This window comes from Corallococcus sp. AB030 (assembly GCF_003668965.1).
GTDB lineage: Bacteria > Myxococcota > Myxococcia > Myxococcales > Myxococcaceae > Corallococcus > Corallococcus exiguus.
In genome coordinates this window covers 15,841-38,445 of sequence record NZ_RAWQ01000081.1, presented here as the reverse complement: position 1 = coordinate 38,445, position 22,605 = coordinate 15,841, and the positions used below count along the sequence as shown (strand labels likewise).

Here is a 22,605-nt window from a genome sequence, read left to right as displayed (position 1 = left end):
GCGTGGGTGGGGGCGCGGGAGGCGGCTCGTGATGCGAGCGGCATCCCTGCGCGATGACCAGACATGCCCACAGGGCAAGGCGCGACGTTGGGCGCATGGCTTGATTCCCTCGGGACCGGATTGCGGCACGAAGGTACGGAGGTGGGGACGGGCGCTACACCCCGTGCTCCGGTCCACCGTCCGCGTCCGCGCCCGAACCCTTTCCGCCGGCGCGCGGAGCCCCCAGCTTTCCTGGGACCCATTCACCGGGAGGGATTGCACCATGGGACGCGCCATCATCAAGAAGGCCAACGAGGCGGACGAGCGCCGGCCCTTCGTCTCGCACGGAGAGGCCATCGTCCTGAACATGGGAGCGCTCAGCATTGGCCGTGGCTACTTCGAACCCGGCTGGCGCTGGTCGGAGCACGTGAAACCCATCGCGGGCACGGAGTCCTGCGAAGTCGTCCACACCCTCAGCATCCTGTCCGGGCGGATGCACGTCGTGATGAATGACGGTCAGGAGCTGGACCTGGCGCCGGGCGACGTCGCCTTCATCCCGTCAGGCCATGACGCCTGGGTCGTGGGCGATGAACCCTGCCGCGTCGTCGACTTCACCGGCGCGGAGGACTACGCCAAGGCCAGCAAGGAGGAGCAGGAGCAGCCCGCGCTCCAGTAGTCCGTCGATGCTCAGTCGATGCCCAGCCTCTCCAGCAGCGCGTCCACCACGCTGGAGACGCGGAACTGATCCAACCCGTCATCCACGTCGACGAGGCCCGTGAGCGCCGCGAACCGGCGCAGCACGTCCGAGGCCTGGACCGCGGTGCGCAGGCCCAGCAGTTCGAACAGGTGCGGGCGTCCGCGTTGATACAGCGCCGCGTCCAGGCGCTTCCATGGCTCCACCCACGCCGGCTCCTCCAGGGGCCAGATGAGCGCGCGGCTGGACTGGGACTGCGTCCGGTCAAGGATGGCATTGACCGCGCGGCGGCCCGCTTCGCACGCTCCTTCCATGGAGGCCAGGTCCGTGTGCGTGCGGACGTAGTCCCCCGCGAGACAGAGATTGGGAATGACGCTCGCGGCCTCCGGACGCACGTCCCAGGAGCCGGGTGGGTGCACGAGCAGGCCGGAAGAGTTGCGCGGCGGCAGCCCGCCGCCGTAGTCCAGGTCCGCGTCCAGGTGGAAGGAGTGCAGGAGCTCGTCGGTCAGCACCTGCTCGTCCGGGTCCAGCCCGTTGAGCGCCGCCTTGAGTTGTCCCCAGACCTCCGTCTTTATCTCCTCCGGCGTGCAGTCCTTCGCGCGCTTCGGAACGAAGGTGCCGGGCGTGTTCCAATCCGAGACATCGATGGACAGCAGCCCGCCCACCTGCCCATCCCCGAACACGCGCCGGAACAGCCCCAGCTCGCGCCAGAACTGCGGCTGCGAGATGGACGTCAGCGCCCACGGGGAGTCCGGATAGAAGGTGTGGCCGCGGACCAGCGGCACGTCCTCGTAGAGGAAGAACTGGATGCCCACCATCCAGGACACCAGCTGCTCCACGTCCGCCGCGCGCAGCCGCGCCAGCGCCGGGTCCAACGCGGCCAGCTCCGGGGTCATCAGCGCATGCGCCGCCTCCAGCGGCACCGCGAGCACGTAGTGGTCGGCCATGCGGGACTCGCCGTTGGCGAAGCGGACCCCGGCGATGCGCCCGCCCGCGACGTCGAGCCCGGTGCATGGGACGCCCGCGTGGAATTGCACGCCCAGTCCGCGCAGGTGGGCAAGCCAGGGCTCGAGCCACATCTGGCTCGTGGGGCCGCCCATCGTCCGGTCGTTGTTCACCCCGCTCTGGGCGAAGTCGAGGATGAGCTGCATGGAGATGGCGCCAATCGTCCGCGCGGACCCGCGCTGCGGATCCATGGCCACCATCGTGCGCGGCACGGCCCGCAGCTGCCGCTGGAACTTCGGCGAGTACAGGTCCCCCTGCGCGAAGTCCCACCAGGACATCCGCTCGTACTGGCCGAACCGGCGGGCCTCACTGGATGAGAGGAATTGGAGGATCTTGAGGCTGTAGAGGCTGCTGTCGGCCTTGTCGAAGTCCAATTTCTGGAAGAACAGCTCCAGCGCCTCCAGGACGTCATAAGGCTTGTCCAGCTTGCGGCGGGAGAAGCGGTACCACGTGTCCTCGTCGATGAGCGCGATGGCGCTCTCCGTGGTGGCCTTGAGGTGCTGCTCCACGGAGGGCGTGGCCGCGCCGGGGACGGCGGGCGTGCGCTGCATCATGTCGATGACGTGGCGGTAGAAGCGTGGGTAGAAGCGGAAGCCGTGCTCGCCCGGCAGGTCGCGCCGCCCGTTCGTCCCCGTGCCCGCCACCGGCTGCGAGCGGGCCTTGCCGCCCCAGGTCGTCCGCGTGTCGAAGACATGGACCTCGAAGCCGCGCTCCACCAGCTCGTGCGCGACCGTCAGTCCCGCGACGCCTCCTCCCACCACGATGACGCTGGGCATGAAGCACCTCCGGCTGCTCGGCGTGCGCTCAAGCCAGCGTCGCGTATGCCCCGGGGAGTCCGCATCACCCCGGAGTGCGAGTGAGATGTCTTGGACGAACGTACGAGACGCAGTGTGTTGGATGTGGATGGGATTGAAACAAGTAACTCACGACAGGTGAGATACGCTCTCGTCGTGGAGCCTCGCTCAGCCAACCTGTGACGTCCTGCTCTGTCCCGGGCCTTGTTTTCCCGTGGATTCCAACGCTGCGTGAAATCACTGGTGAGGTTGTTTATTTGTGTTCATTTCGCTACTGTTCAGTTCTTGATTCATTCCTCGCCTGGGGGACGGCCCACCTTCATGGCAATGCCTTGCATCCTGAGGAAGGGGGGCGCGCGTCCGTGTTCTTGAGAATCCCTCCACCCATCCCTCTACGTGTGCCGGTCTCCCTTCGCCCCTGGGGCGGAAGGTGACGATGGGCCCGGGGGACATCCCGTCAGAGACCGCCGCGGAATGGCAGAAGGTGCTGGCCGTCTTCGCGGACGAGGCGGAGGGGCTGGTCTCCTCCATGGAAGAGAACCTCATCGCGCTGGAGGTCTCTCCGGCGGAGGGGCTGCTCCCGGGCATCCTGCGCGGTGCGCACACGCTCAAGGGCGCGGCGGCGTCGCTCGGCTTCCAGGCCGTCACGGACTACACGCACGGCGTCGAGGACCTCCTCCAGGCCCTGCTCGACGGGCGCCTCACGCTGGATGAGACGCGGGTGTCGTTGCTGCTGGGCGCGGTGGATCACCTCCGCGAGCTGTGCCAGGCGTCGCTCGCGGGCGTGGACTCGCTGGGCGCGGTGCACCAGACCCACCTCACCCTGCTGCGCGAGGGCATCGTCGCGGGAGCTCCCACGGAGGCGCTGCCGATTCCCGCCGCGCTGCCGCGCCTGCCGGAGGCGCGTGGCACGACGCGGACCCGCGTGCGCATGGACATGGAGCGCCTGGACCGCATCGTCACGCTCACCGCGGAGCTGTCCGTGGCGCGCGGGCGGATGGCGCAGTTCCTGTCGCGCGCGGAGGAGTCCGGGGCCAGCTGGGAGGACGCGCTCAACCAGCAGCGGGAGATGGATCCGCTCTTCGAGGCGCTCCAGGAAGAGGTGATGAAGGTGCGGATGGTCCCGGTGGGGCCTCTGTTCCGTCAGCACCTGCGCACCGTGCGCGACCTGGCCCGCTCCCAGCAGAAGCTGGCCCAGCTGGAGCTGGAGGGCGAGGACGCCACGCTGGACACCGCGGTGCTGGACGCGCTGCGCGACCCGCTGCTCCACCTGCTGCGCAACTCGCTGGACCACGGCATCGAGACGCCGGACGAGCGGCGCGCCGCGGGCAAGGACCCCCGGGGCCGCCTGCGGCTCAAGGCCTACCATGACGCTGGCAGCGTCGTGGTGGAGCTGTCCGACGACGGCCGCGGCATCCAGCGCGAACGGGTGCGCGAGCGCGCGAAGCAGAAGGGGCTGGTGGCGGCGCCCGAGCGGCTGCGCGACGACGAGCTGCTGCGCCTCATCTTCGAGCCCGGCTTCTCCACGGCCACCGAGGTGACGGAGCTGTCCGGCCGCGGCGTGGGCATGGACGTGGTGCGCCGGGACATCGAAGCGCTGCGCGGCTCCGTGTCCATCCAGAGCCAGGAGGGGCAGGGCACCACCTTGACGCTGCGGCTGCCGCTCACGCTCGCCGTCATCCAGGGCTTCGCCATGGGCGTGGGAGACCAGGTGTACGTGGTCCCCATCGAGGGCGTGCAGGAGTGCATGGAGGTCCCCGCCAACGAGCGCACCTTGGAGTCGTCCGGTGTGCTGTCCCTGCGAGGCCAGCCGCTGCCGTTCCTGCGGCTGCGCCAGGTGTTCTCCCTGGGCGGGAGCACGCCAGCCCGGGAGAACGTGGTCGTCCTCAGGCATCCGGACGGCGTCATCGGCCTGGCGGTGGATGAGCTCCAGGGCGAGGGCCAGCGGGTCATCCGCCCCCTGGGGCGCCTCTTCCAGGGCATCCCCGGCATCTCCGGCTCCACCATCCTGGGCGACGGCCGGGTGGGGCTGCTGCTGGACACGCCCGCGCTGGTGCGCCGGGCCATCCTCCACGCCTCCGAGGCCGCGCTCAGTCCTCCCTCCCCCCTGGCAACCCCTTCTCCCGCGAACGCCACCCGGGCGCCGTAGCGGTCAGTCTTCTGTTTCTGGAGTCATCATGTTCAACAACCTGAGCATCACGGCGAAGCTGACGCTCGCCTTCAGCGCGATGGTCGCCATCATCATCGCGCTCGTGGTGGTGGTGTACACGACCATCCTCAAGGTCTCCGTCACCGCCGAGGGCGACACCGAAAGCCACAAGGTGCTCATCGCCGTGCGCACCCTGGAGGGTGACATGGCCGACCTGGAGACGGGGCAGCGCGGCTTCCTCATCACTGGCGACGACAAGTTCCTGGAGCCCTACAACATGGCCCGGATGAGCGTGTCGCAGAGCCTGGACAGCATCCGCCAGCTCACCCAGAGCGACCACCGCCAGCAGGAGCGCCAGCAGGAGATCCGCGACCTGTTGCAGCAGTGGATTTCCCAGCACCTGGAGCCCCTCATCGCGCAGCGCCGCGAGGTCAACGCGGGCCGCGGGGAGCTGGCCCAGCTGGTCGCGGTGGAGCAGTCCGCGCGCGGCAAGCAGACCGCGGACCGCATCCGCATGCTGCTCACCAAGCTGGGGGACGACGAGACCGCCCTGCTGGCCGAGCGCACCACCCGCACCGCGGGCATGGTGGTGGACCTCTACGACATGATCATCATGGGCGGCGTCCTGGGCGTGGTGCTCGCGGCCCTGCTGTCCTTCTTCCTCACCCGCAGCATCGTGCAGCCGCTGACGGAGGCCGTGCAGGTGACGTCGCAGGTGACGGCGGGCGACCTCACGGCGAACATCACCACGCGGGGCACGGACGAGACGGGCCGGATGATGGGCAGCATGCGCGACATGATCCACCGGCTGTCGGGCGTCATCAGCGAGGTGCGCGGCGCCGCGGGCTCGCTGTCGTCCGCGTCCCTCCAGGTGGCGTCCGCCGCGCAGGGGCTGTCGCAGGGCACCAGCTCCCAGGCGGCCTCCGTGGAGGAGACCACCGCCAGCCTGGAGCAGCTCAACGTCAGCATCCGCCAGAACTCGGAGAACAGCCGGGAGATGGAGCAGACGGCCCTCAAGGGCGCCCGTGACGCGGAGGAGAGCGGCCGCGCGGTGAAGGAGACCGTGGAGGCGATGAACGCCATCGCGGAGCGCATCGACATCGTGGAGGAGATTGCCTACCAGACGAACCTGCTCGCGCTGAACGCCGCCGTGGAGGCCGCGCGCGCCGGGGAGCACGGCCGGGGCTTCTCCGTCGTCGCCACGGAGGTACGCAAGCTGGCGGAGCGCAGCCAGAAGGCCGCGAAGGAGATTGGCAGCCTGGCCACCTCCAGCGTGAAGGTCGCCGAGCGCAGCGGCCAGCTGCTGTCGGAGCTGGTGCCCGCCATCCGCCGCACGTCGGAGCTGGTGCAGCAGGTGGCCAACGCCTCGCGCGAGCAGTCCATCGGCGTGTCGCAGATGAACCGCGCCATGACGCAGGTGGATCAAGTCACGCAGCGCAACGCGTCCGCCGCGGAGGAGCTGTCCTCCACCGCGGAGGAGATGGCCACCCAGGCGGAGTCGCTGCTGCAGATGATGAACTTCTTCCGGCTGGTGGAGGGCATGAGCTTCAACGCCTCCTCCACGCAGCATCGCCCCATGGCGCCCCGGCTGCCGGCCTCGCCCGTCCGGGGCCTCCAGGCGGCGGCGCAGGGGCCGCTGGCCACGTCCACGAACGGGGCGCTGTCCCGGCTCCAGAACGGCGCGGAAGCGCCGGCCCCCCATGACTTCCAGCGGTTCTAGGAAGGGGCTCGTACCATGAGTCAGTCCACCGAACCGGGCAGCGGCAGGTCCAGCTACCTGAGCTTCATGCTCGCGGGCGAAGAGTACGCCGTGGGCCTCCTGCGGGTGCGGGAGATCATCGAACACCGCCCCGTCACGCGCGTGCCGGGGATGCCCGCGGCCGTGCAGGGCGTCATCAACCTGCGCGGCAGCGTGGTGCCCGTCGTGGACCTGGCGGTGAAGTTCGGGCTGCCGCCCCGGCCCATCACCCGCTGGTCCTGCTTCGTCATCGTGGAGGTGGTGCTCGACGGCCAGCAGACGGTGCTGGGGCTGCTCACGGACACGGTGCGCGAGGTGCTGGAGCTGGGCCCCGCGGACATCGAACCGCCCCCCGCCTTCGGCACGCGCGTGCGGCTGGAGTTCCTCCGGGGCATGGGCCGCCACAACGACACGTTCATCCTGCTGCTGGACCTGGACCGGGTCCTGTCGCTGGAGGAGTTGCTCCGGCTGACGGCCGCCACCGACGAGGCAGCGGCTCCGGCGGCTCCGGCCCTGGCGGCTCCGGCCTCGGCACCGGAAGCATCGGGCAACGGGTGAGGGGATGAGCGAGGACGCGCTCTGGCCGTCCGCGCTGCCTCCGGCGCTGTCGCGCTCGGAGCTGGCGCTGTTCCAGCATCTGGTGGAGACGGAGGCGGGCATCCACCTGTCCGCGGCCAAGAACGCGCTGGTGGCGAACCGGCTGTCGCGGCGGCTGCGGGAGCTGGGGCTGCCGTCCTTCGCCGCCTACCACGCGTACGTCACCGCGCGGGGGAACGAGGCGGAGAAGGTGCGGATGCTCGACAGCCTCTGCACCCACGAGACGTCCTTCTTCCGCGAGCCCCGGCACTTCGACCTGCTGCGTGAGCACGTCTTCCCGGAGTGGGCGGCCCAGGCGGCGCAGGGCCGGCGGCCCCGGAGCATCCGCGTCTGGAGCGCCGGCTGCTCCACGGGCGAGGAGCCGTACTCGCTGGCGATGGAGCTGCTGGAGGCGTTCCCCAAGGGCTCCGGGTGGAGCCTGGAGCTCGTCGCGACGGACCTGTCCACCTGGGCGGTGAAGCGCGCGGAGGAGGGCCTCTGGAGCATGGAGCGGGCCCGGACCATTCCGCAGGTGCTGCTGCGCAAGTACATGCTGAAGGGCGTGCGCACCCAGGAGGGCTTCATGTCGGCGGGCCCGGAGCTGCGCCACTTCATGCGCTTCGCCCGCGCGAACCTGCACGCGCCCGCCACCTGGCCGGTGGGACCGTTCGACATCATCTTCTGCCGCAACGTGCTCATCTACTTCGGCACGGAGGCCCGGACGCGCGTCATCCAGGGGCTGCTGTCGCGGCTGCCGGAGACGGGCTACTTCTTCCTGGGGCACGCGGAGAGCCTGATTGGCATCACCGCGGCGGCGCGCTCCGTGAGCGCCAACGTGTACACGCCGCGCCCGGGACCGCCGTTTCCGTCGCGCGAGTAGGGGAAGGCGCCGCTTTCCATTTGTGGAAAGCAGGTGCCCGCCGCTGCCCGTTGTTGCTGGGGTGGCCGGCGCGCATCCTGGTCCCATGAAACGATTTGATTTCGCGGGCAAGACGGTGCTGGTGACCGGTGCATCCATGGGCATTGGCGCGGAGTTCGCGCGGCGCTTGTCACGGCGGGGGGCCACGGTGGTGCTGGTGGCCAGGAGCGAGGCGAAGCTGGAGGCGCTCGCGGCGGCGCTGGGCAACGCGCATGTCCTCCCCGCGGACCTGACCGCCCCGGGCGCGCCCCAGCGGCTCTTCGAGGCGGTGCGCGCGAAGGGGCTGGAGGTGGACGTCCTGGTGAGCAACGCGGGGTTCGGGCTCCACGGTGGCTTCGACGTGCTGCCCTTGAAGGACCAGCTGGAGCAGATTGCTCTCAACGTCCATGCGCTGGTGGAGTTGACGCACGTCTTCCTGCCCATGCTGGAGCGGCGCCAGGGAGGCGTCATCCACGTGGCCTCGATGGCGGCGTACCAGCCGACGCCGTACATGGCTGTCTATGGGGCGACGAAGGCCTTCGTCCTGTCCTTCAGCGAGGCGCTCTGGGCGGAGTACCGCGAGCGTGGCGTGCGGGTGCTCGCCCTGTCTCCTGGGGCCACGGACACGCCGTTCTTCGAGCGTTCGGGGGAGGGCGCTTCGCCCGGTAGGAAGGCGCGCCCGGAGGACGTGGTGGAGGTCGGCCTGGATGCGTTCATCGCCGGGCGCTCGTCGGTGGTGCATGGCTTTGGCAACCGGCTCGCGGCCTTCGCCAACCGGTTCTTCTCGCGGGAGCTCAGCGCGAAGGTCATCGCGCGGATGACCCGGCCGAAGACGCCCGCGCTGCCGGCGACCTAGAGTGCTTTCCGCTCATGGAAAACAAACTGCCTGACTGGGATGACCTCCACGTCCTGCTCGAAGTGCATCGCGGCGGCAGCTTCCTCGCGGCGGGGCTCAAGCTGGGCCTGTCGACGTCCACGGTCGCGCGCCGCATCGGAGCGCTGGAGAAGGACCTGGGGCGCGCGCTGGTCCACCGCACCTCGCAGGGGGCGTGGCTGGAGAAGGAAGCGCTGGAGCTCATCGCGCTGGCTGAGCGCTTCGAGCAATCCCTGCGCGCGCACCGGCGCGATGGCGGCGGAGGCTCACCCTATGCGGGCAGGATTCGCATCTCCCTTCCGGACGGCTTCCTGACGGGGGCGGCGGAGGCGGCGACTCGCTTCCGGCGGCTGCATCCGGAGACGCTGATTGAAGTGATTTCGGAGCTGCGGTTCGTGGACCTGTCCTCGCGCGAGGCTGACATTGGCGTGCGAGGGGGCCGGTCCTCCTCGCCGGTGCTCGTCGACAAGCCGTTGGGTGAGGTCGTGAGCGGCCTCTACGCGAGCGAGGACTACCTCTCGCGATCCCTCCCCAAGCGCTTCCTGGGCGCTGACGACTACCGCGGGCAGGACTTCGTCGTGGAGGACGAGACGCCTCGCGGGCAGGGCCCCTCGCAGTGGTTGAGCCAGCGGGGCGCTTCCCGTTTCCCCTTCCGCTCCAATTCGATGGAGGCGCGGCTGCACGCGGCGAAGGGCGGCATGGGGCTGGTCATGCTTGGGATTGGCTCGGAGAAGCAGCACCCGGAGTTGAAGCGGGTGCGGCTGGAGACGCCGCTGCCGTCACTGCGCTTCTACCTCACGATGCACAAGGACCTGCGCAAGGTCCCCCGCATCCGTGAGTTCGCGAAGACTTTCGAGTCCGTGTTCGCGGAGTACCTGGTTGCGCAGGCTGATGCGGAAGCCTCGCGCCCGAAGCGCTTGCGTCCCCGGACGCGCAAGCATGCTGTTGGAAAAGGCAGCTGAAACCCTCCATTCTTCTGCGAGGATATGGCCATGCGTTTCCGCGCTAGCATCGCACTCCTCCTCTTTCTTTCGGCGTGCGCCACGTCGACACCGACTCCCGGCACACTCGGACCGCGGAGCCAGAGACTCACCAACCTTGAGCGGGCGGCGAAGCTGCCCTGGGCTGACGATGGGCGGTGCGTGGTCCGCGAAGCGTCACAGCCTTGGCCCGTCCTGATGGAGAGGTGCTATCAGGCCCTCGACCATGACCGGATCGAGTTCCACGACACCACAGGAAGATGCGCGGTCGCCTCCGCTGGCGCTGGTGCCATGGGCGTCGGGCTCTGCGTGCTGGTGGCTCCCGAGATCGTTGTGGGAGTTGTAATCGTCCTGGGTGTGGTGGTGGTCGGCGTCGCCATCAAGGAGGCGCTGGACGCGTATGAGCTGCGGCACGCCTACCCCGAGGAAGCAGGGACCTCACGAGGAACGAAGGTGGCATCCCGGGAAGCTGAAGCGCAACGCAAGCCCAAGCTGAAGCCGGAGCCATCGGGGCAGGACTGGCAGCCACCAGTGCCGCCTGTGCCAGTGGACCGGACAGGACGCGCCAGTTGTGAGCCTGTTCCAGTACCCCACGCGGGCGAGGACGACCCGCATAATGAATGTGCCGACAAGTTCCCACCCAACCGTTATCCCGGAATGGACGTGCTCGTTGGTGGCGTGCGCTTCGATGCGTTGCAAGTCGGCGTGCGCGTGCTGTGGGAGATCAAGACCCATCAATTTGACACGTACAATGCTTATATCCAGGGTCAGGAGATTGAAAAGGAAATTAAACAATTGCGCAAGGAGCGTGCTGCGGCGCGGGCTTGCGGATATGATTTTGTTGTTGGCGTGAGCACCGATGCGCACAGACTCGCGCTGCTCAAGCAGGATCCCACCTTCAAAATCGTCGTAACGAGGTGCAAACGATGACCGCTCAAGGTCCCCTCATTATCAACGTCTATGCGCCTGCACTTGTGGGTAACGACAACCGCACACTCGCTGCCGTCCATGGCTTGGAACGAGCGTTGCCCGGCTTGCGCCTGGAGTGGAGAGTTACCGAGAGGCGACGGCTTGCCGCGTTGCCACAGCGCGATGCGTGGTTGGCTGAGGAGGCCATGCGCGGTGAGTTTCCGATGGTATGTAACAACGATGAGCGTTACCCCGTAATGATCTCCGGGCTGCAACGCTCCGTATATGAGAGTCCAGGCGGACGGCCCCAGCTCCAAATCCATGCGAAGTTGCCTCTAGATGCGGCGGTTATTGCGGCAGCGGCGGATGTGCTTGAATCAGTGGCAAAGGGCGCACGCGCGTTCTGGGGGCAGGCGACGCCGGACGGCGCTTCGGGGGACATCGCGGAGCAAATAGCTCCCACGCTGGAAGGGCCACCGTCCCCTCCCCGGGGCCTGCCGGCCCTCAAGCTCTTCGAGCATCTCCGCTCACCCGAGATTCCCTATTACCTCGGGTGGCTGAACTACTGGTCGGCTGCTGCCGCGGAGGCCATCGGGTTCCCGGACCCAACCCGTGACGCCGAACTGCTCACACGGGCGCGGCGCACGGCGTCTGGTGGGTGGGTCGTACAGCTCACGGATACGCCGCTCGACCTGGACGACCCCGCCCACCTGGACGCGCTCAAGCGCGCCTACGAACGCTTTCCGGAGATCGGCGGACGCGCAGCGACTTGACCTCGCTCAAGGGGCCTGGGACGTGGCTCCGGTTGTAGGAAAGAGACCCGCTGTGCGGGCATCCGCGATGGTAGCCTTCCCATCTGGCAGGTCATGCACCATTGCTCCAACCGTTCAGATTGGCCCTGGCGCTCACGCTTGTCACGGGAGCTGTTGCGTGGGCTGAGCAGGCACCGGGTGCGCGCGTCAGGCGGGAACGACCCGTCACCGTCGCCAGCACGCCCACCGGACCGCTGCCCGTCGTCCACGTCGCGGGGGACACGCCGACCGTGTTCCTGTTCTCCTCACCGATCCAGCGCAAGACCCTGACCTTCGATGAGTCCCGGATCCGCGTCCTGGATGCGGGCGAGCGGTCGATCATCGTTCAGCCCGTGGCCAATCTCGGCGACGGTGAGCGACAGGAGATCGGGGTCTTCTTCGCGGACGGCCACCAGCCGACGCGGGCCGCCTTCGTGCTCGTGACCGATCCGGCCGATGTGGACTCACGGATCGACGTGCAACGCCCGGAGCCGCCGAACACGGCCTGCCAGCCCACGGCCCAAGCCCCGGCGCCGAAGCCGGAAGACTTCGTGCTGCTCGGCTACGTGGACGCGAAGGGCGTCACGACGTCCAGCCGCAAAGGCAAGTTCGATGCTGTGCAGGGGCTAAACTGGGACTCGATCGTAGCCTTTCGAGGCACGGGTTGGATTCTGGCGGCCGTGACGATTGTGAACGGCCCTGACCGCCCGGCCTGGACACCCCGAGAGGCGACATTCGTGGGGCGAGCCGGCATACCCCTGCGCGCGCGGCTCGTAGCGGAGAAGCCGGGGGCAATCCTTCCGGGAGAGGCAGAGCGTGTGCTTGCCGTCGTGGACGTGGCAGAGACGCAAGCGGACCTCGTCTTCACCCTGGAGGTGCGCGGAGATGGGGGGCATCTCACGATTCCAGGCGTGCGCTTCCCGAAACCCGCAGCGGAGGACGCCCAATGAGCGCGACACTGCTCCATGTTCCACCCGGCTCACTCATCGATGGGTGGCAGGTGGCCAAGGCACTTGGCGACGGAGGCTTCGCGTTCGTCTTCCTTGGCGAAAAGAACGGCAGGCACCGTGCCATCAAGATGGCCCAGCACCGGGAGTCCAGCGGCGACTTCAAGCAGACCCACGCCCGGACGCTGCGGGAGTTGACGGCACTGCTCATGCTGGACCATCCGAACATCGTCCGGCCGCAGGGACATGGCCTCGCGGAGAGCGGGAACCTCTACCTCGCGCTCGACTACGTGGACGGTTGGACGCTCGCGGAGTGGGCAGAGCGCAAGCACCCGACCGTTCGTGAAATCCTCGGAGTCTTCGAGAAGATCTCCGGTGCGCTGTCTTACATGCACGGCCGGGGCATCCTGCATCGGGACCTGAAGCTGTCCAACGTGCTCATCCGCAAGGGCGACGGCGAGCCCGTCATCATCGACTTCAGCTGCGCGACCTACACCCTCGCAGAAGACCTGACGGACGGGGGCCTCCCTCCGGGCACGGACCGCTACCGCGCGCCCGAGCAGTTCAAGTTCCTGCACGAGCACAAGGATGAGCGCCGGGCGCGCTACGCATTCCAGGTCGCCGACGAAATCTTCGCGGTCGGAGTCATGCTCCATGAGCTGCTGACCGACCCGCGACCGACGGAGTTTCGTCCGCGCTTCGACTTGAACAGTCTTGCCCTCCCACCGCCGTCACCCCGATTGGCGAATGTGCGGGTGCCAGCGGCACTGAGCGACCTCGTCGAGATCATCCTGGACCGAGACCCCAGGAGGCGTCCGGTCGATACCGAAGCGCTGCGCCGCGAGTTGGCGGATCTCCGCGACGCGCGCTCCGCTGACTATGACGTGCCGGCCCATCCGCCTGCTGAACAGCGTCACGGAGGGCCGGTGCCCACGGCATTGGCGATGCCCTCCACGCCGCAATCCCTCAAACGGCATGTGGCCATGCTGGAGCGACCGCGCCGAACGGGAAGGTGGCTCGCAGGCATCGCTTGTATCGTCGCGCTCGTCATGGCCTCGGTCCTCTGGCGCTCTTCAAGGAGCGTCCCCGGCGGGCCTGCCGGATCGCGCGTCACCGCAGCCCCACGCCCTCCTCCCGCCACCACCCATTCCGCGCCGCCTACGACAACACCTCCTGCTATGACACCTGCTGGCCTTTCGTCCGTGACAGTCCCGGGGCCCGCAGTCGCCGCTGCCCCGAAGGAAGGATCCGCCTTGAAGACCCCAGCACCCGAAGCCTCATCCCCAGGACGTGCGCCCCGCATGCCGAAGAAGTCTGTTGCCGCCGTGGAGTGCGCATCGTTGTCGCTCGTCGCGGCGCTGGCGGCGGGTTGTCCGGGAGCTCAGATCAGGCCCGAGGCGTTCACCTGTCCGGATGGGGCGTATGAAACCATGCGGGAGCAGCTTCACTGGAGGGGCGCAGACCAGTTCAGCCTCCAACTCGACGAGCGCCAGGCACCGTGGGGACTCGTGTGGTTCACCGCTGGCGCGGAGGTGGTGGGGATTGTCCCGAAAGGCATCAACATCGACCGGCAGAAGGCGGTCGCCCCTGTGGGGACACGCTTCTACGGCAAGGCGTACTACCTCTCTGACAAGATGGGGCGTGCGGATGGAGAGACACTCGTCATCCGGTATGACCGGGTGAAGCTGCCGGGACAGGAGGAGTACCCCATCTGCTTCGTGGTTGAGACCACGGCCGAAGAGTTCAAGGACGGCAGGGTGAAGGCGTCAAATCGGGGTGGCGGGTTCGTTGTGGACCGTTGGCCCTGAGCAGCCCCGGGACGACGTGGTGGGTAGGTGCTTGATTTCGCGCCCCTCCTCCTCGAACCCGACATGAACGCCCAGGGTCGTTCCGTTTCTTCCCATCCCACGGGTACCGTCGCCCGCGACGAGCGGGGCCGGAATGCCTGCGCGAAGAGGAGGAAGACACATGTCGGAAAGGGAGTTCAGGCTTCCACGCGGGGCGATTCTCTTCACGAGGGACGGCTTCCAGTATGAGTTCCGCGAAGACCTGGGAGCGGTCCACCACGAGTTGAGTCTCCTGCTGGCCCGGCGCCGCACTCCAGAGGGCATCATCCGAGGCAAGGTGCTTCTCAAGGCGGTGGGCGTTCCGAAGTTGATGGAGATGCCCCGCGTCAAGCGGGCGCGGGCGAAGCTGGAGGAGCAGGTGCGTCTCGCGACGTACCTCGACCATCCGGGCATCCTCCGTGTCCAAGGGCTGCACAAGGCGGAGGGGTGCTGGTACGTCATCACCGAGCATCCGTCGGGACACACCATCAACACCCTGTTGACGCTCTCCGGGGAGTGCGGTCGCCGGTTCTCTCCTCTCTTCACCCTCCATGTCGGGGCGCGCGTCGCCGAGGCCCTGGAGCATGCCCACGAGGCGAAGGACGCGCAGGGGCGCTCCCTCCGCATCGTCCACCGGGCGCTCGACGTTGAGCACATCTTCGTCGATTGGAACGGCGACGTGCAGGTCTCCGACTTCGGACTCGCCCGTTCGGACCTGCCCGGCCGCGTTTCGTCCACGGTGCGCCAGCCTCAGGGGGATGCGTTCTACTCCTCCCCGGAGATGCTCCTGACCGGGCGTGTGGATGCGCGTTCGGACCTCTTCGCGCTCGGCAATGTCCTGCTCGAATTGGCGACAGGGAAGAACATCCTCGATGCCCCGGACGTCTTGACCGAAGAGGTGAAGGACTCGCTTTCGGTCAGGCAGCGCATGCGGGCCCGCCGTGCCGTCAGGAGGGCTCGGCTCGCTGGGAGCCCTGCCGGCGTGGAGGACGCGATCTGGCGCGCGGCGACCTACACGCAAGCGGACCTGGAGGCGTTGACAGAGCCGCTTCCGCAGGGGCTGGGCCTGGCACTGCGCAAGCTCCTCCAGCCCCGCCCGGGAGCCCGCTACCAGACAGCGCGGGAACTGGCGGCGGACCTGCGCCGGTGGCTCGGAGAGGGAGATGCCTACGGCCGGAAGGAAGCGGTGGCTGAACTGCACGAGATGGTGAAGCGATCCCACGAGGCGATGGTCGAACTGGGCATGCGGCGCCCCCGTGGCCCCCAGGCTTCCCAGGACGAAGTCAGCACGAACTAGCTGCTGCCCCTGCGGTTGGCGGACACTCCGCGGATGGACGAGACATCGGTGTACAAGCAGGCGCGTGCCATCGCGGATGAAGTGCTGCACGACCTTCCGCACGTGGGCGTCAATGTGGACAGGTGAGGCTGCCAGACCTGGTGGAGCGGGTGAAGGGGCGCTTCCCCCGACTCCAGACCGTCACTGTCACAGGCGAGCGTGGCTTCGAGGAGACCGTCACATTGGAGGCGTGAGCACCGGAGCCTCGTTGGGGCGGGGCAGTGCCTCCGGCTCCGGCGCGGCGGAGCCCTTCCAGCGCGTCAGGGCAATGATTGCCACGCTCAGGACGACGACGCAGAAGATGGACGCTTCCAGACCATAGGCGCCGCCCGTGAGCCACTCCGGGCGGCCCTCGAAGACGGGCGTCCACCAACCGCGGGCTTCCTTGCCGCTCACGCCGAAGCCCATCGTGCCCAGGAACCAGTTCCAACCCATGTGCACGCCGACCGGCAGCGCCAGGTGCCGCGTGCGCAGGTAGCACAGGCCCAGCATCCAGCCCGCGAGGAAGGTGGTGACCATCGCCACGACGCGCGTGGGGACCTCCATCTCCGTGTTGAAGGGGTGCGCCAGACAGAAGATGAGCGAGATGACCACCTGCGCCCAGCGCGTGCCCAGCCCCCGGATGGCGCGCTGGAAGAGGTAGCCGTGGAACAGCGCCTCCTCGAAGAGACCGACGCCCAGCATCAGCCAGGCCGCCTTCACGATTGCGGTCACCGGCGTGTTCGCGGCGCGCTCCAGGTGGTAGCCACCGGCCACCCAACCGAGCAGGGCCACGAACCCCACCAGGACCATTCCGGCCAGGGCCCCCACGCCGAAGTCACGGCCCGCGCGCCGGTCCAGCGACATGCCGAGCGACGACAGGGTCAGGGGCTGCTTTTCGAGATACAGGAAGTCCAGGCTCACGAGCAGCACGCCCAGGAAGCCGAAGAAGGAGTGCGGCACGAACGGCTTCACGACGGCGGGCAGCAGCGTCCAGACCCACATCAGGATGCCCGCGAGGATGGCGGCCGTCACGACGAAGCCCAGGCCCTTCCACCCGTTGCGCAAGTGCCCTTCGCCATCCCGGAACACGGCCTTCATGATGAACCTCGCAGCGTGGTTGCACGCCCTGCCTACAACCAACGCGCGGCCCTGGGAAGGATTGCCCTGGTTCGACACGGCGTGGCACAACCCGGCGCATGAGCACGGGCCCGAAGACGATCCGCCGGGGCGACCTGTACTGGTGCGAGCCGGATGAGGCACGGGGCTCCGTGCCGCCCATCGCCCACCCGTACCTCGTCATCCAGGATGACGTCTTCAACCGCTCCCGCATCCACACCGTCATCGTCTGCGCGCTCACCTCCAACCTGAAGAGGGCGAGCGAGCCCGGCAACGTGCTGCTCGAAGCGGGGGAGGGCCACCTGGCGAAGCAGAGCGTCGTGGTCGTGTCGCAGGTGTCGTCAGTGGAGAAGTCGCGGCTCGGCGAGCGCATCGGGGCGCTCTCCGACGCGAGGGTCGAACAGGTCCTCGCGGGCCTGCGCTTCCAGCAGGCGTCCTTCTTTCGCGACTTCGACAGCTGACCCGGAGCACGGTGGCCTTCCGTGCTCCGCCGCCCGCGTGTCCGACAGGAGTTGGAGACCCAGCGCTGCTCCCCGAGTTGCGAGCACTGGAGGGGCAACGCCAGGACGACCGCCCCTTCACGCGCGCATTGGCTCAAGCCTTCGCCGCGTTGGAGTCAGTGTCCTGAGGTGCCTCCCGCCCGTCGCGGAGTTGCTGGAGCGGCTGCGCGATGGGCGGGAAGCGCCTCCGGAGGTCAGGCGTTCGCGCTCGCCACGGACTCCAATTCCTTGAGCGCATCCTCCGGCAGCGTGAGCTCGGCCGCGGCCAGGTTCTCCTTCAGGTGCGCGACGGACGACGTGCCGGGGATGAGGAGGATGTTGGGCGAGCGGCGCAGCAGCCACGCCAGCGCGGCCTGCATGGGCGTCGCGTTCAGGCGGGCCGCCACGGCGGACAGCGTGGACGACTGCAGCGGGCTGAAGCCTCCCAGCGGGAAGAAGGGCACGTAGGCGATCTTGTCCTTCGCGAGCGAGTCGATGAGCGCGTCGTCGTGCCGGTGCGCCAGGTTGTAGTGGTTCTGCACGCAGACGATGTCCGCGATGCGCCGTCCATCGGCGACCTGTCTGGCGGTGACGTTGCTCAGCCCGATGTGGCGCACCAGGCCCTGGCGCTGGAGCTCGGCGAGGACGGTGAGGGCCTCTTCGATGGGCCCTTCGGCGGGCCCGTGCGTGTCGAACATGAAGCGCAGGTTGACCACGTCCAGCACGTCCCGTCCCAGGTTGCGCAGGTTGTCGTGCACGGCCTGCGTCAGCTCTTCCTTCGAGAAGGCCGGGAGCCAGGAGCCGTCATTGCCGCGCCGGGCGCCAATCTTGGTGACGATGACGAGGCCGTCGGCGTAGGGCGTGAGCGCCTCGCGGATGAGCTGGTTGGTGACGTGCGGGCCGTAGTAGTCGCTGGTGTCGATGTGGTTCACCCCGCGGGCCACGGCCTCGCGCAACACGGCACGGGCGGCGTCCGGGTCCTTCGGCGGGCCGAAGACGCCGGGTCCCGCGAGCTGCATGGCCCCATAGCCGAGGCGCTTCACGGGGTGGCCCCCGAGGGGGAAGGTGCTGGATGAGTCGATACCGGGCATGCTCCATCTCCTTTTGAGATGGAGCATGCATAGCCACCGTGGACTTTCTGCATAACGGGGCACGACCCGTACAGGTTGTGCGGAGTGGCGAACAGTGAAGGTCGACCTGGGTGATTTGAACGCCTTCGTGGTGGTGGCGCGGGCCCGCAGCTTCCGCGAGGGTGCCCGCCTGAGCGGGAGCAGCGCGTCCTCGCTGAGCGACGCGGTCCGCCGGCTGGAGGAACGCCTGGGCGTCCGCCTGCTCAACCGCACGACGCGCAGTGTTGTCCCCACCGAAGCCGGAGAGGGCCTGCTGGAGCGCCTGGCGCCCGTGCTGACGGAGATGGAGGCCGCGCTCGACGTGGTGAACGGGTTCCGCAACCGGCCCGCCGGCGTGTTGCGCCTCAACGTGCCCATCAGCGCGTCACGGCTGGTGCTGCCGCGCATCGTCCCGCCGTTCCTCGCCGCGTACCCCGACATCGAACTGGAGGTCATCACCGAGGACAGCTTCGTGGATGTCATCGCGGCCGGCTGTGACGCGGGCATCCGCTACGACGAGCGGCTGGAGCAGGACATGATCGCGGTGCCCATCGGGCCTCGCGTCCAGCGCCACGCCACGGCCGCGGCCCCGGCGTACCTGGAGCGGCATGGACGGCCGGAACATCCCCGGGACCTGCTGCGGCATGCGTGCCTGCGCGGCCGTTTCGCGAGCGGCGCGATGACGCTCTGGGAGTTCGAACGAGACGGCGAGGTGGTGACGGTCGAGCCCTCGGGACCGCTCATCGTGAGGGCGGGTGGGGCGACGGACCTCGCCGTCGACGCCGCGCTCGCGGGCACCGGCATCGTGCACCTCTTCGAGGACTGGCTGCGTCCGTACCTGGACAGCGGCGCCCTGGTTCCCGTCCTCGAACCCTGGTGGCAGCCCTTCCCGGGGCCGTTCCTCTACTACCCCGGGCGGCGCTTCGTGCCCGCGCCGCTCCGGGCGTTCATCGACTTCATCAAGGCTTCAGCGGCAGCGCCTTGATGCCAGGGGGCGTCAGGGCTCGGAAAGGCTCACGGTGAAACCCTTGGGGACACTGGAGTCGTCCAGCACGTGCGCGAAGCCCTGGGCCGTCCACTCCACGTCGACCGTGCCGGGGGCCTCGATGGTGCCGGAGTCCGAGTTGGATCGGACGTCGAAAACGACCTGCACGGTCCACTCGCAGCCTTGATTCTGCGCGCAGTTCCCGCCGAAGTACGCCACGTTCTCCACCGTCACGGCGACGTCGGGCTCGAGGACGCCGGACTGGCCTCCGTAGGTGAGCTCCCCGTCGAGGAAGCTGATCGCCAGCGACGGCTGCGGCGTCTGGGTGGGGGCACCCGGCGTCCACTTGGCCTTGGCCTGGATGTGCAGCTCGCCTTCCACCGGATCCGACAACTTCTCCTTCGCGGAGGTCCGGACGACCAGCGTGCGCGTGACCTTGTCGGTCTCCGCCGTCAGGCGGAAGGGCGTGCCGGTGTGGACCGGGGACGCCACGTCTTCAGACTGGGCTCGCGACGTGGCCACGACGCTGGCGCAGGCCAGCAGCAGCACCAGGCGCGAGGCCCAGGCGCGGGTCGCGGTGGGGATTCGCTCGAAGACGGAGGGACGGGCTGGACGCATGGCTTCCTCGGGCAGGCGTGAAGGTTCCGGGCGTACGGGAACGCCGGGTGGCGCGACGCAGAGCAATCGCAATGCCACGCACTCTCAGAGGGACGCAGGGCCTGAGCGCCATGCTCCAGCGTCACAATCATGACATGTGTGTCATATGACAGCCGGGGCCGTACTTGGAGTGCGGGAGGGCTGTTGACGTCCGGTGTTTCTGCTTTTTAGGCTTGTTCTCGGATGGCGGTTATTTCGCGCTGCATCTCGCGGCGGTCGCAACCGCGCTCTCCAGGAGTGTCAGACGTGAAATCCCTTCTCCAGAACCCAGCCCTTGCCGCGGCCCTGACGTCGATGCTGGCCGCTGGCTCCGCCTCCGCGGCGAGCCGTGTCGACCTGCAACAGGAGGAGTTGGGGGCGATCCGCCAGCGGCACGCGGCCACCTTCCTCATGGGTGGCGCCGACCGTGAGCCTGCCCGCCACGCGCAGGCGCTGGGCCTCGACGCGAACTCGGGACTGACCCTGCTCGACAGCGTCAGCGACCACGGTGTCAGCACCCACCGCTACCAGCAGACCTTCCGGGGCCTGCCCATCTTCGGCGAGCACGTCATCGTCAATGAGGACGCCAACGGGGAGCTGCGCGCGCTGTTCGGGCGCAAGGTCACTGGTCTGGAGCGGGACATCCCGGCGGGGGCGCCCCGGCTGTCCGCCGCGGAGGCGCTGGACATCGCCAAGGGGGCCAGTCTGGGCAACCGCGTGCGCGCCATGCTCGTCGAGAACGAGCGCTCCGAGTTGATGATCTACGTTGACGACGACGGCCGCGCCCACAAGGCCTACGTCGTCAGCTACTTCGCGGACCTCGTCGGTGGCGGGGCGCCCACGCGGCCCATGGTCATCGTCGACGCGGAGGGGGGCCGGGTGCTCAAGCAGTGGGAGAACCTGCAACACGTGCTCATCGGCACGGGCCCTGGCGGCAACGTCAAGACAGGCCAGTACGAGTACGGCACGAACTACGGCTACATGGACGTGGCCCAGTCCGGCACCACGTGCACGATGACCAACGCCAACGTCCAGACCGTGAACCTCAACGGCGGGACCAGCGGCTCCACCCCGTTCTCCTATACGTGTCCCCGCAACACGGTGAAGAACATCAACGGAGCGTACTCGCCGCTCAATGACGCGCACTACTTCGGCAGCGTCATCTTCAACATGTATCAGGCCTACGTGGGCAAGGCCCCGCTCACCTTCCAGCTCACGATGCGGGTGCACTACGGCAGCAACTACGAGAACGCGTTCTGGAACGGCTCGGCGATGACGTTCGGCGACGGGTACTCGACGTTCTACCCGCTGGTCAGCCTGGACGTCGGCGCGCACGAGGTGTCCCACGGCTTCACCGAGCAGAACTCCGGGTTGATCTACTCAGGCCAGTCCGGCGGCATCAACGAGGCCTACTCGGACATCGCGGGCGAGGCCGCCGAGTACTACATGCGCGGCACCAATGACTTCCTCGTCGGCGCTGAAATCTTCAAGAGCAGCGGGGCGCTTCGCTACATGGCCAACCCGCCACAGGACGGTCGCTCCATCGGCCATGCCTCCAACTATTACAACGGTCTGGACGTGCACTACTCGTCCGGCGTGTACAACAAGGCCTTCTACCTGCTGGCCACCACGCCGGGCTGGGGCACGGTGAAGGCGTTCCAGGTCTTTGCTCGCGCCAATGACCTGTACTGGGGCCCGAGCACGGACTTCAACCAGGGCGCGTGCGGTGTGCAGACCGCGGCGCAGGACTACGGCTTCAATGTCTCCAACGTCGCGTCGGCCTTCGCCGCGGTGGGCGTGAGCTGCGGCGGCGCGGTCGAGCTGTTCCGGCAGACGGACACCAGCGGCAAGCTCACCATCGCGGTCTTCGAGCGCTATGCGACGACGAGCGCCGGGACGACCACCAACTTCACGGTGACCGTCCCCAGCGACTTCGTGGTGATTGGCGGTGGCGGCGAGGGCAAGGAGGGCCCCTCGGGCAACCTGCTGACCGCGTCGTACCCCGATACGGGGCTGACCTCGTGGCTGGTGTCGGCCAAGGATCACCTCATCGCGGACCCCGCGCAGGTGCGCGCGTGGGCCATTGGCCTGAAGGTCGCGGGGCTGACCCCGGCGCAGCTGCGCACCTACCTGGCCGTCAGCACGGCGACGAGCGGCACGGTCGCGCACCCTGACGTCACCGCGTCCCTGCCGGCGGGCTACGTGCTGGCGGGCGGCGGCATCCGGGTGAACTGGAGCGGCTCGGGCAACCTGGCCACCGCCTCGGCGCCCTCGACCTCCACGTCCTGGCGCGTGCGCTCGAAGGACCACACCAATTCGTCGCCTGCCTCGGCGACGGCGTATGCCATTGGCATCAACGGCACCATCCCGGGCGTGGGCACCATCGGCAACGTCGTCAACAGCGGCACGTCGTCGGTAGTCTCTCACCCCAGCTACATGGTGGGCCTGAGCAGTGGTTATGCGCTCAGCGGCTGCGGGGCGTTCGTCAACTGGAGCGGCGCGGGCAACATGCTCTGGCGCATCAAGCCGGTGAACTCGGGCTGCGCGGCCGCGTCGAAGGACCACGAGAGCGCCTCCGCGGCGTCCATCTCCACCTACGCGCTCGGCCTGCGCGCGTTCTGAGCGGGAGCCATTTCATCCAGAGGCCCGGGCCGCGTCACGTGGCCCGGGCCTGCTGTTTCAGCTCGCCTGGGCGCAGGGGGGATGGGTGGAGTCAAGCCGGATTGAATCCGCACGGTGGGTGGGCACGTCACGCGCACGTCGTCCGGGTCGCCTGTCCTGAGCGCACTCGACATGGCTGAA

Annotated in this window: 19 protein-coding genes; 15 read left to right on the top strand and 4 right to left on the bottom strand. The window is 68.3% G+C overall.

The window, feature by feature from the left end; translation table 11 throughout:
* The first annotated feature begins 262 nt into the window (after window positions 1-262).
* Window positions 263-655 carry a cupin domain-containing protein gene (locus D7Y15_RS20180; protein WP_121753619.1) on the top strand — a complete coding sequence of 131 codons (393 nt, stop codon included), beginning with the start codon at window positions 263-265 and terminating at the stop codon, window positions 653-655.
* 11 nt (window positions 656-666) lie between these two features.
* Here the strand turns inward: D7Y15_RS20180 and D7Y15_RS20175 are convergent, their stop codons facing one another.
* Window positions 667-2,454, bottom strand: a complete 1,788-nt coding sequence (locus tag D7Y15_RS20175) for an FAD-dependent oxidoreductase (RefSeq protein WP_121753618.1) — start codon at window positions 2,452-2,454, stop codon at window positions 667-669.
* Window positions 2,455-2,908: 454 nt separating this feature from the next.
* On the opposite strand from D7Y15_RS20175, the gene D7Y15_RS20170 reads away from it, so the two are divergent.
* The 11 genes from D7Y15_RS20170 to D7Y15_RS20120 all read left to right on the top strand — a co-directional run bounded on the left by D7Y15_RS20170 (window position 2,909) and on the right by D7Y15_RS20120 (window position 15,457).
* Window positions 2,909-4,621, top strand: coding sequence for a chemotaxis protein CheA (locus D7Y15_RS20170; RefSeq protein ID WP_169821769.1), 1,713 nt, complete (start codon window positions 2,909-2,911; stop codon window positions 4,619-4,621).
* Window positions 4,622-4,649: 28 nt separating this feature from the next.
* On the top strand, window positions 4,650-6,341 hold the full coding sequence (locus D7Y15_RS20165) for a methyl-accepting chemotaxis protein (protein WP_120576631.1): 1,692 nt from the start codon (window positions 4,650-4,652) through the stop codon (window positions 6,339-6,341).
* A 15-nt stretch (window positions 6,342-6,356) separates the two neighbouring features.
* Window positions 6,357-6,917, top strand: coding sequence for a chemotaxis protein CheW (locus tag D7Y15_RS20160; protein WP_120576632.1), 561 nt, complete (start codon window positions 6,357-6,359; stop codon window positions 6,915-6,917).
* A 4-nt stretch (window positions 6,918-6,921) separates the two neighbouring features.
* Window positions 6,922-7,815: a protein-glutamate O-methyltransferase CheR gene (locus tag D7Y15_RS20155; protein WP_120576633.1), complete on the top strand. Its 894-nt coding sequence runs from the start codon at window positions 6,922-6,924 to the stop codon at window positions 7,813-7,815.
* A gap of 85 nt (window positions 7,816-7,900) precedes the next feature.
* Window positions 7,901-8,689, top strand: coding sequence for an SDR family oxidoreductase (locus D7Y15_RS20150; RefSeq protein ID WP_120576661.1), 789 nt, complete (start codon window positions 7,901-7,903; stop codon window positions 8,687-8,689).
* A gap of 14 nt (window positions 8,690-8,703) precedes the next feature.
* Window positions 8,704-9,669, top strand: coding sequence for a LysR family transcriptional regulator (locus tag D7Y15_RS20145; RefSeq protein WP_120576634.1), 966 nt, complete (start codon window positions 8,704-8,706; stop codon window positions 9,667-9,669).
* A 309-nt stretch (window positions 9,670-9,978) separates the two neighbouring features.
* Complete coding sequence (locus D7Y15_RS20140; protein ID WP_306466065.1) at window positions 9,979-10,617, top strand: DUF6310 domain-containing protein; 639 nt, start codon at window positions 9,979-9,981, stop codon at window positions 10,615-10,617.
* Window positions 10,614-11,369: a DUF5953 family protein gene (locus D7Y15_RS20135; protein WP_120576636.1), complete on the top strand. Its 756-nt coding sequence runs from the start codon at window positions 10,614-10,616 to the stop codon at window positions 11,367-11,369. The genes D7Y15_RS20140 and D7Y15_RS20135 overlap by 4 nt, the downstream gene beginning before the upstream one ends.
* A gap of 101 nt (window positions 11,370-11,470) precedes the next feature.
* On the top strand, window positions 11,471-12,337 hold the full coding sequence (locus D7Y15_RS20130) for a DUF2381 family protein (protein WP_120576637.1): 867 nt from the start codon (window positions 11,471-11,473) through the stop codon (window positions 12,335-12,337).
* The gene (locus D7Y15_RS20125; protein ID WP_121753617.1) at window positions 12,334-14,142 is read left to right on the top strand and encodes a serine/threonine-protein kinase; all 1,809 of its coding nucleotides are present in this window, start codon (window positions 12,334-12,336) and stop codon (window positions 14,140-14,142) included. The genes D7Y15_RS20130 and D7Y15_RS20125 overlap by 4 nt, the downstream gene beginning before the upstream one ends.
* Before the next feature lie 160 nt (window positions 14,143-14,302).
* Window positions 14,303-15,457: a protein kinase gene (locus D7Y15_RS20120; RefSeq protein ID WP_121753616.1), complete on the top strand. Its 1,155-nt coding sequence runs from the start codon at window positions 14,303-14,305 to the stop codon at window positions 15,455-15,457.
* Window positions 15,458-15,673: 216 nt separating this feature from the next.
* Here D7Y15_RS20120 and D7Y15_RS20115 read toward each other — a convergent pair whose 3' ends face one another.
* Window positions 15,674-16,576: a CPBP family intramembrane glutamic endopeptidase gene (locus D7Y15_RS20115; protein WP_120576640.1), complete on the bottom strand. Its 903-nt coding sequence runs from the start codon at window positions 16,574-16,576 to the stop codon at window positions 15,674-15,676.
* 98 nt (window positions 16,577-16,674) lie between these two features.
* On the opposite strand from D7Y15_RS20115, the gene D7Y15_RS20110 reads away from it, so the two are divergent.
* Window positions 16,675-17,055, top strand: a complete 381-nt coding sequence (locus tag D7Y15_RS20110; RefSeq protein WP_121753615.1) for a type II toxin-antitoxin system PemK/MazF family toxin — start codon at window positions 16,675-16,677, stop codon at window positions 17,053-17,055.
* Between the two features lie 233 nt (window positions 17,056-17,288).
* Here the strand turns inward: D7Y15_RS20110 and D7Y15_RS20105 are convergent, their stop codons facing one another.
* Complete coding sequence (locus D7Y15_RS20105) at window positions 17,289-18,164, bottom strand: aldo/keto reductase family oxidoreductase (protein ID WP_121753614.1); 876 nt, start codon at window positions 18,162-18,164, stop codon at window positions 17,289-17,291.
* A gap of 94 nt (window positions 18,165-18,258) precedes the next feature.
* On the opposite strand from D7Y15_RS20105, the gene D7Y15_RS20100 reads away from it, so the two are divergent.
* Window positions 18,259-19,167: a LysR family transcriptional regulator gene (locus D7Y15_RS20100; RefSeq protein WP_120576647.1), complete on the top strand. Its 909-nt coding sequence runs from the start codon at window positions 18,259-18,261 to the stop codon at window positions 19,165-19,167.
* A gap of 12 nt (window positions 19,168-19,179) precedes the next feature.
* Here D7Y15_RS20100 and D7Y15_RS20095 read toward each other — a convergent pair whose 3' ends face one another.
* Entirely contained in the window at window positions 19,180-19,785 is a 606-nt protein-coding gene (locus D7Y15_RS20095) for a hypothetical protein (protein WP_120576648.1), read from the bottom strand.
* A 285-nt stretch (window positions 19,786-20,070) separates the two neighbouring features.
* On the opposite strand from D7Y15_RS20095, the gene D7Y15_RS46610 reads away from it, so the two are divergent.
* Window positions 20,071-22,425 carry a M4 family metallopeptidase gene (locus D7Y15_RS46610; protein ID WP_304988683.1) on the top strand — a complete coding sequence of 785 codons (2,355 nt, stop codon included), beginning with the start codon at window positions 20,071-20,073 and terminating at the stop codon, window positions 22,423-22,425.
* Window positions 22,426-22,605 lie beyond the last annotated feature (180 nt).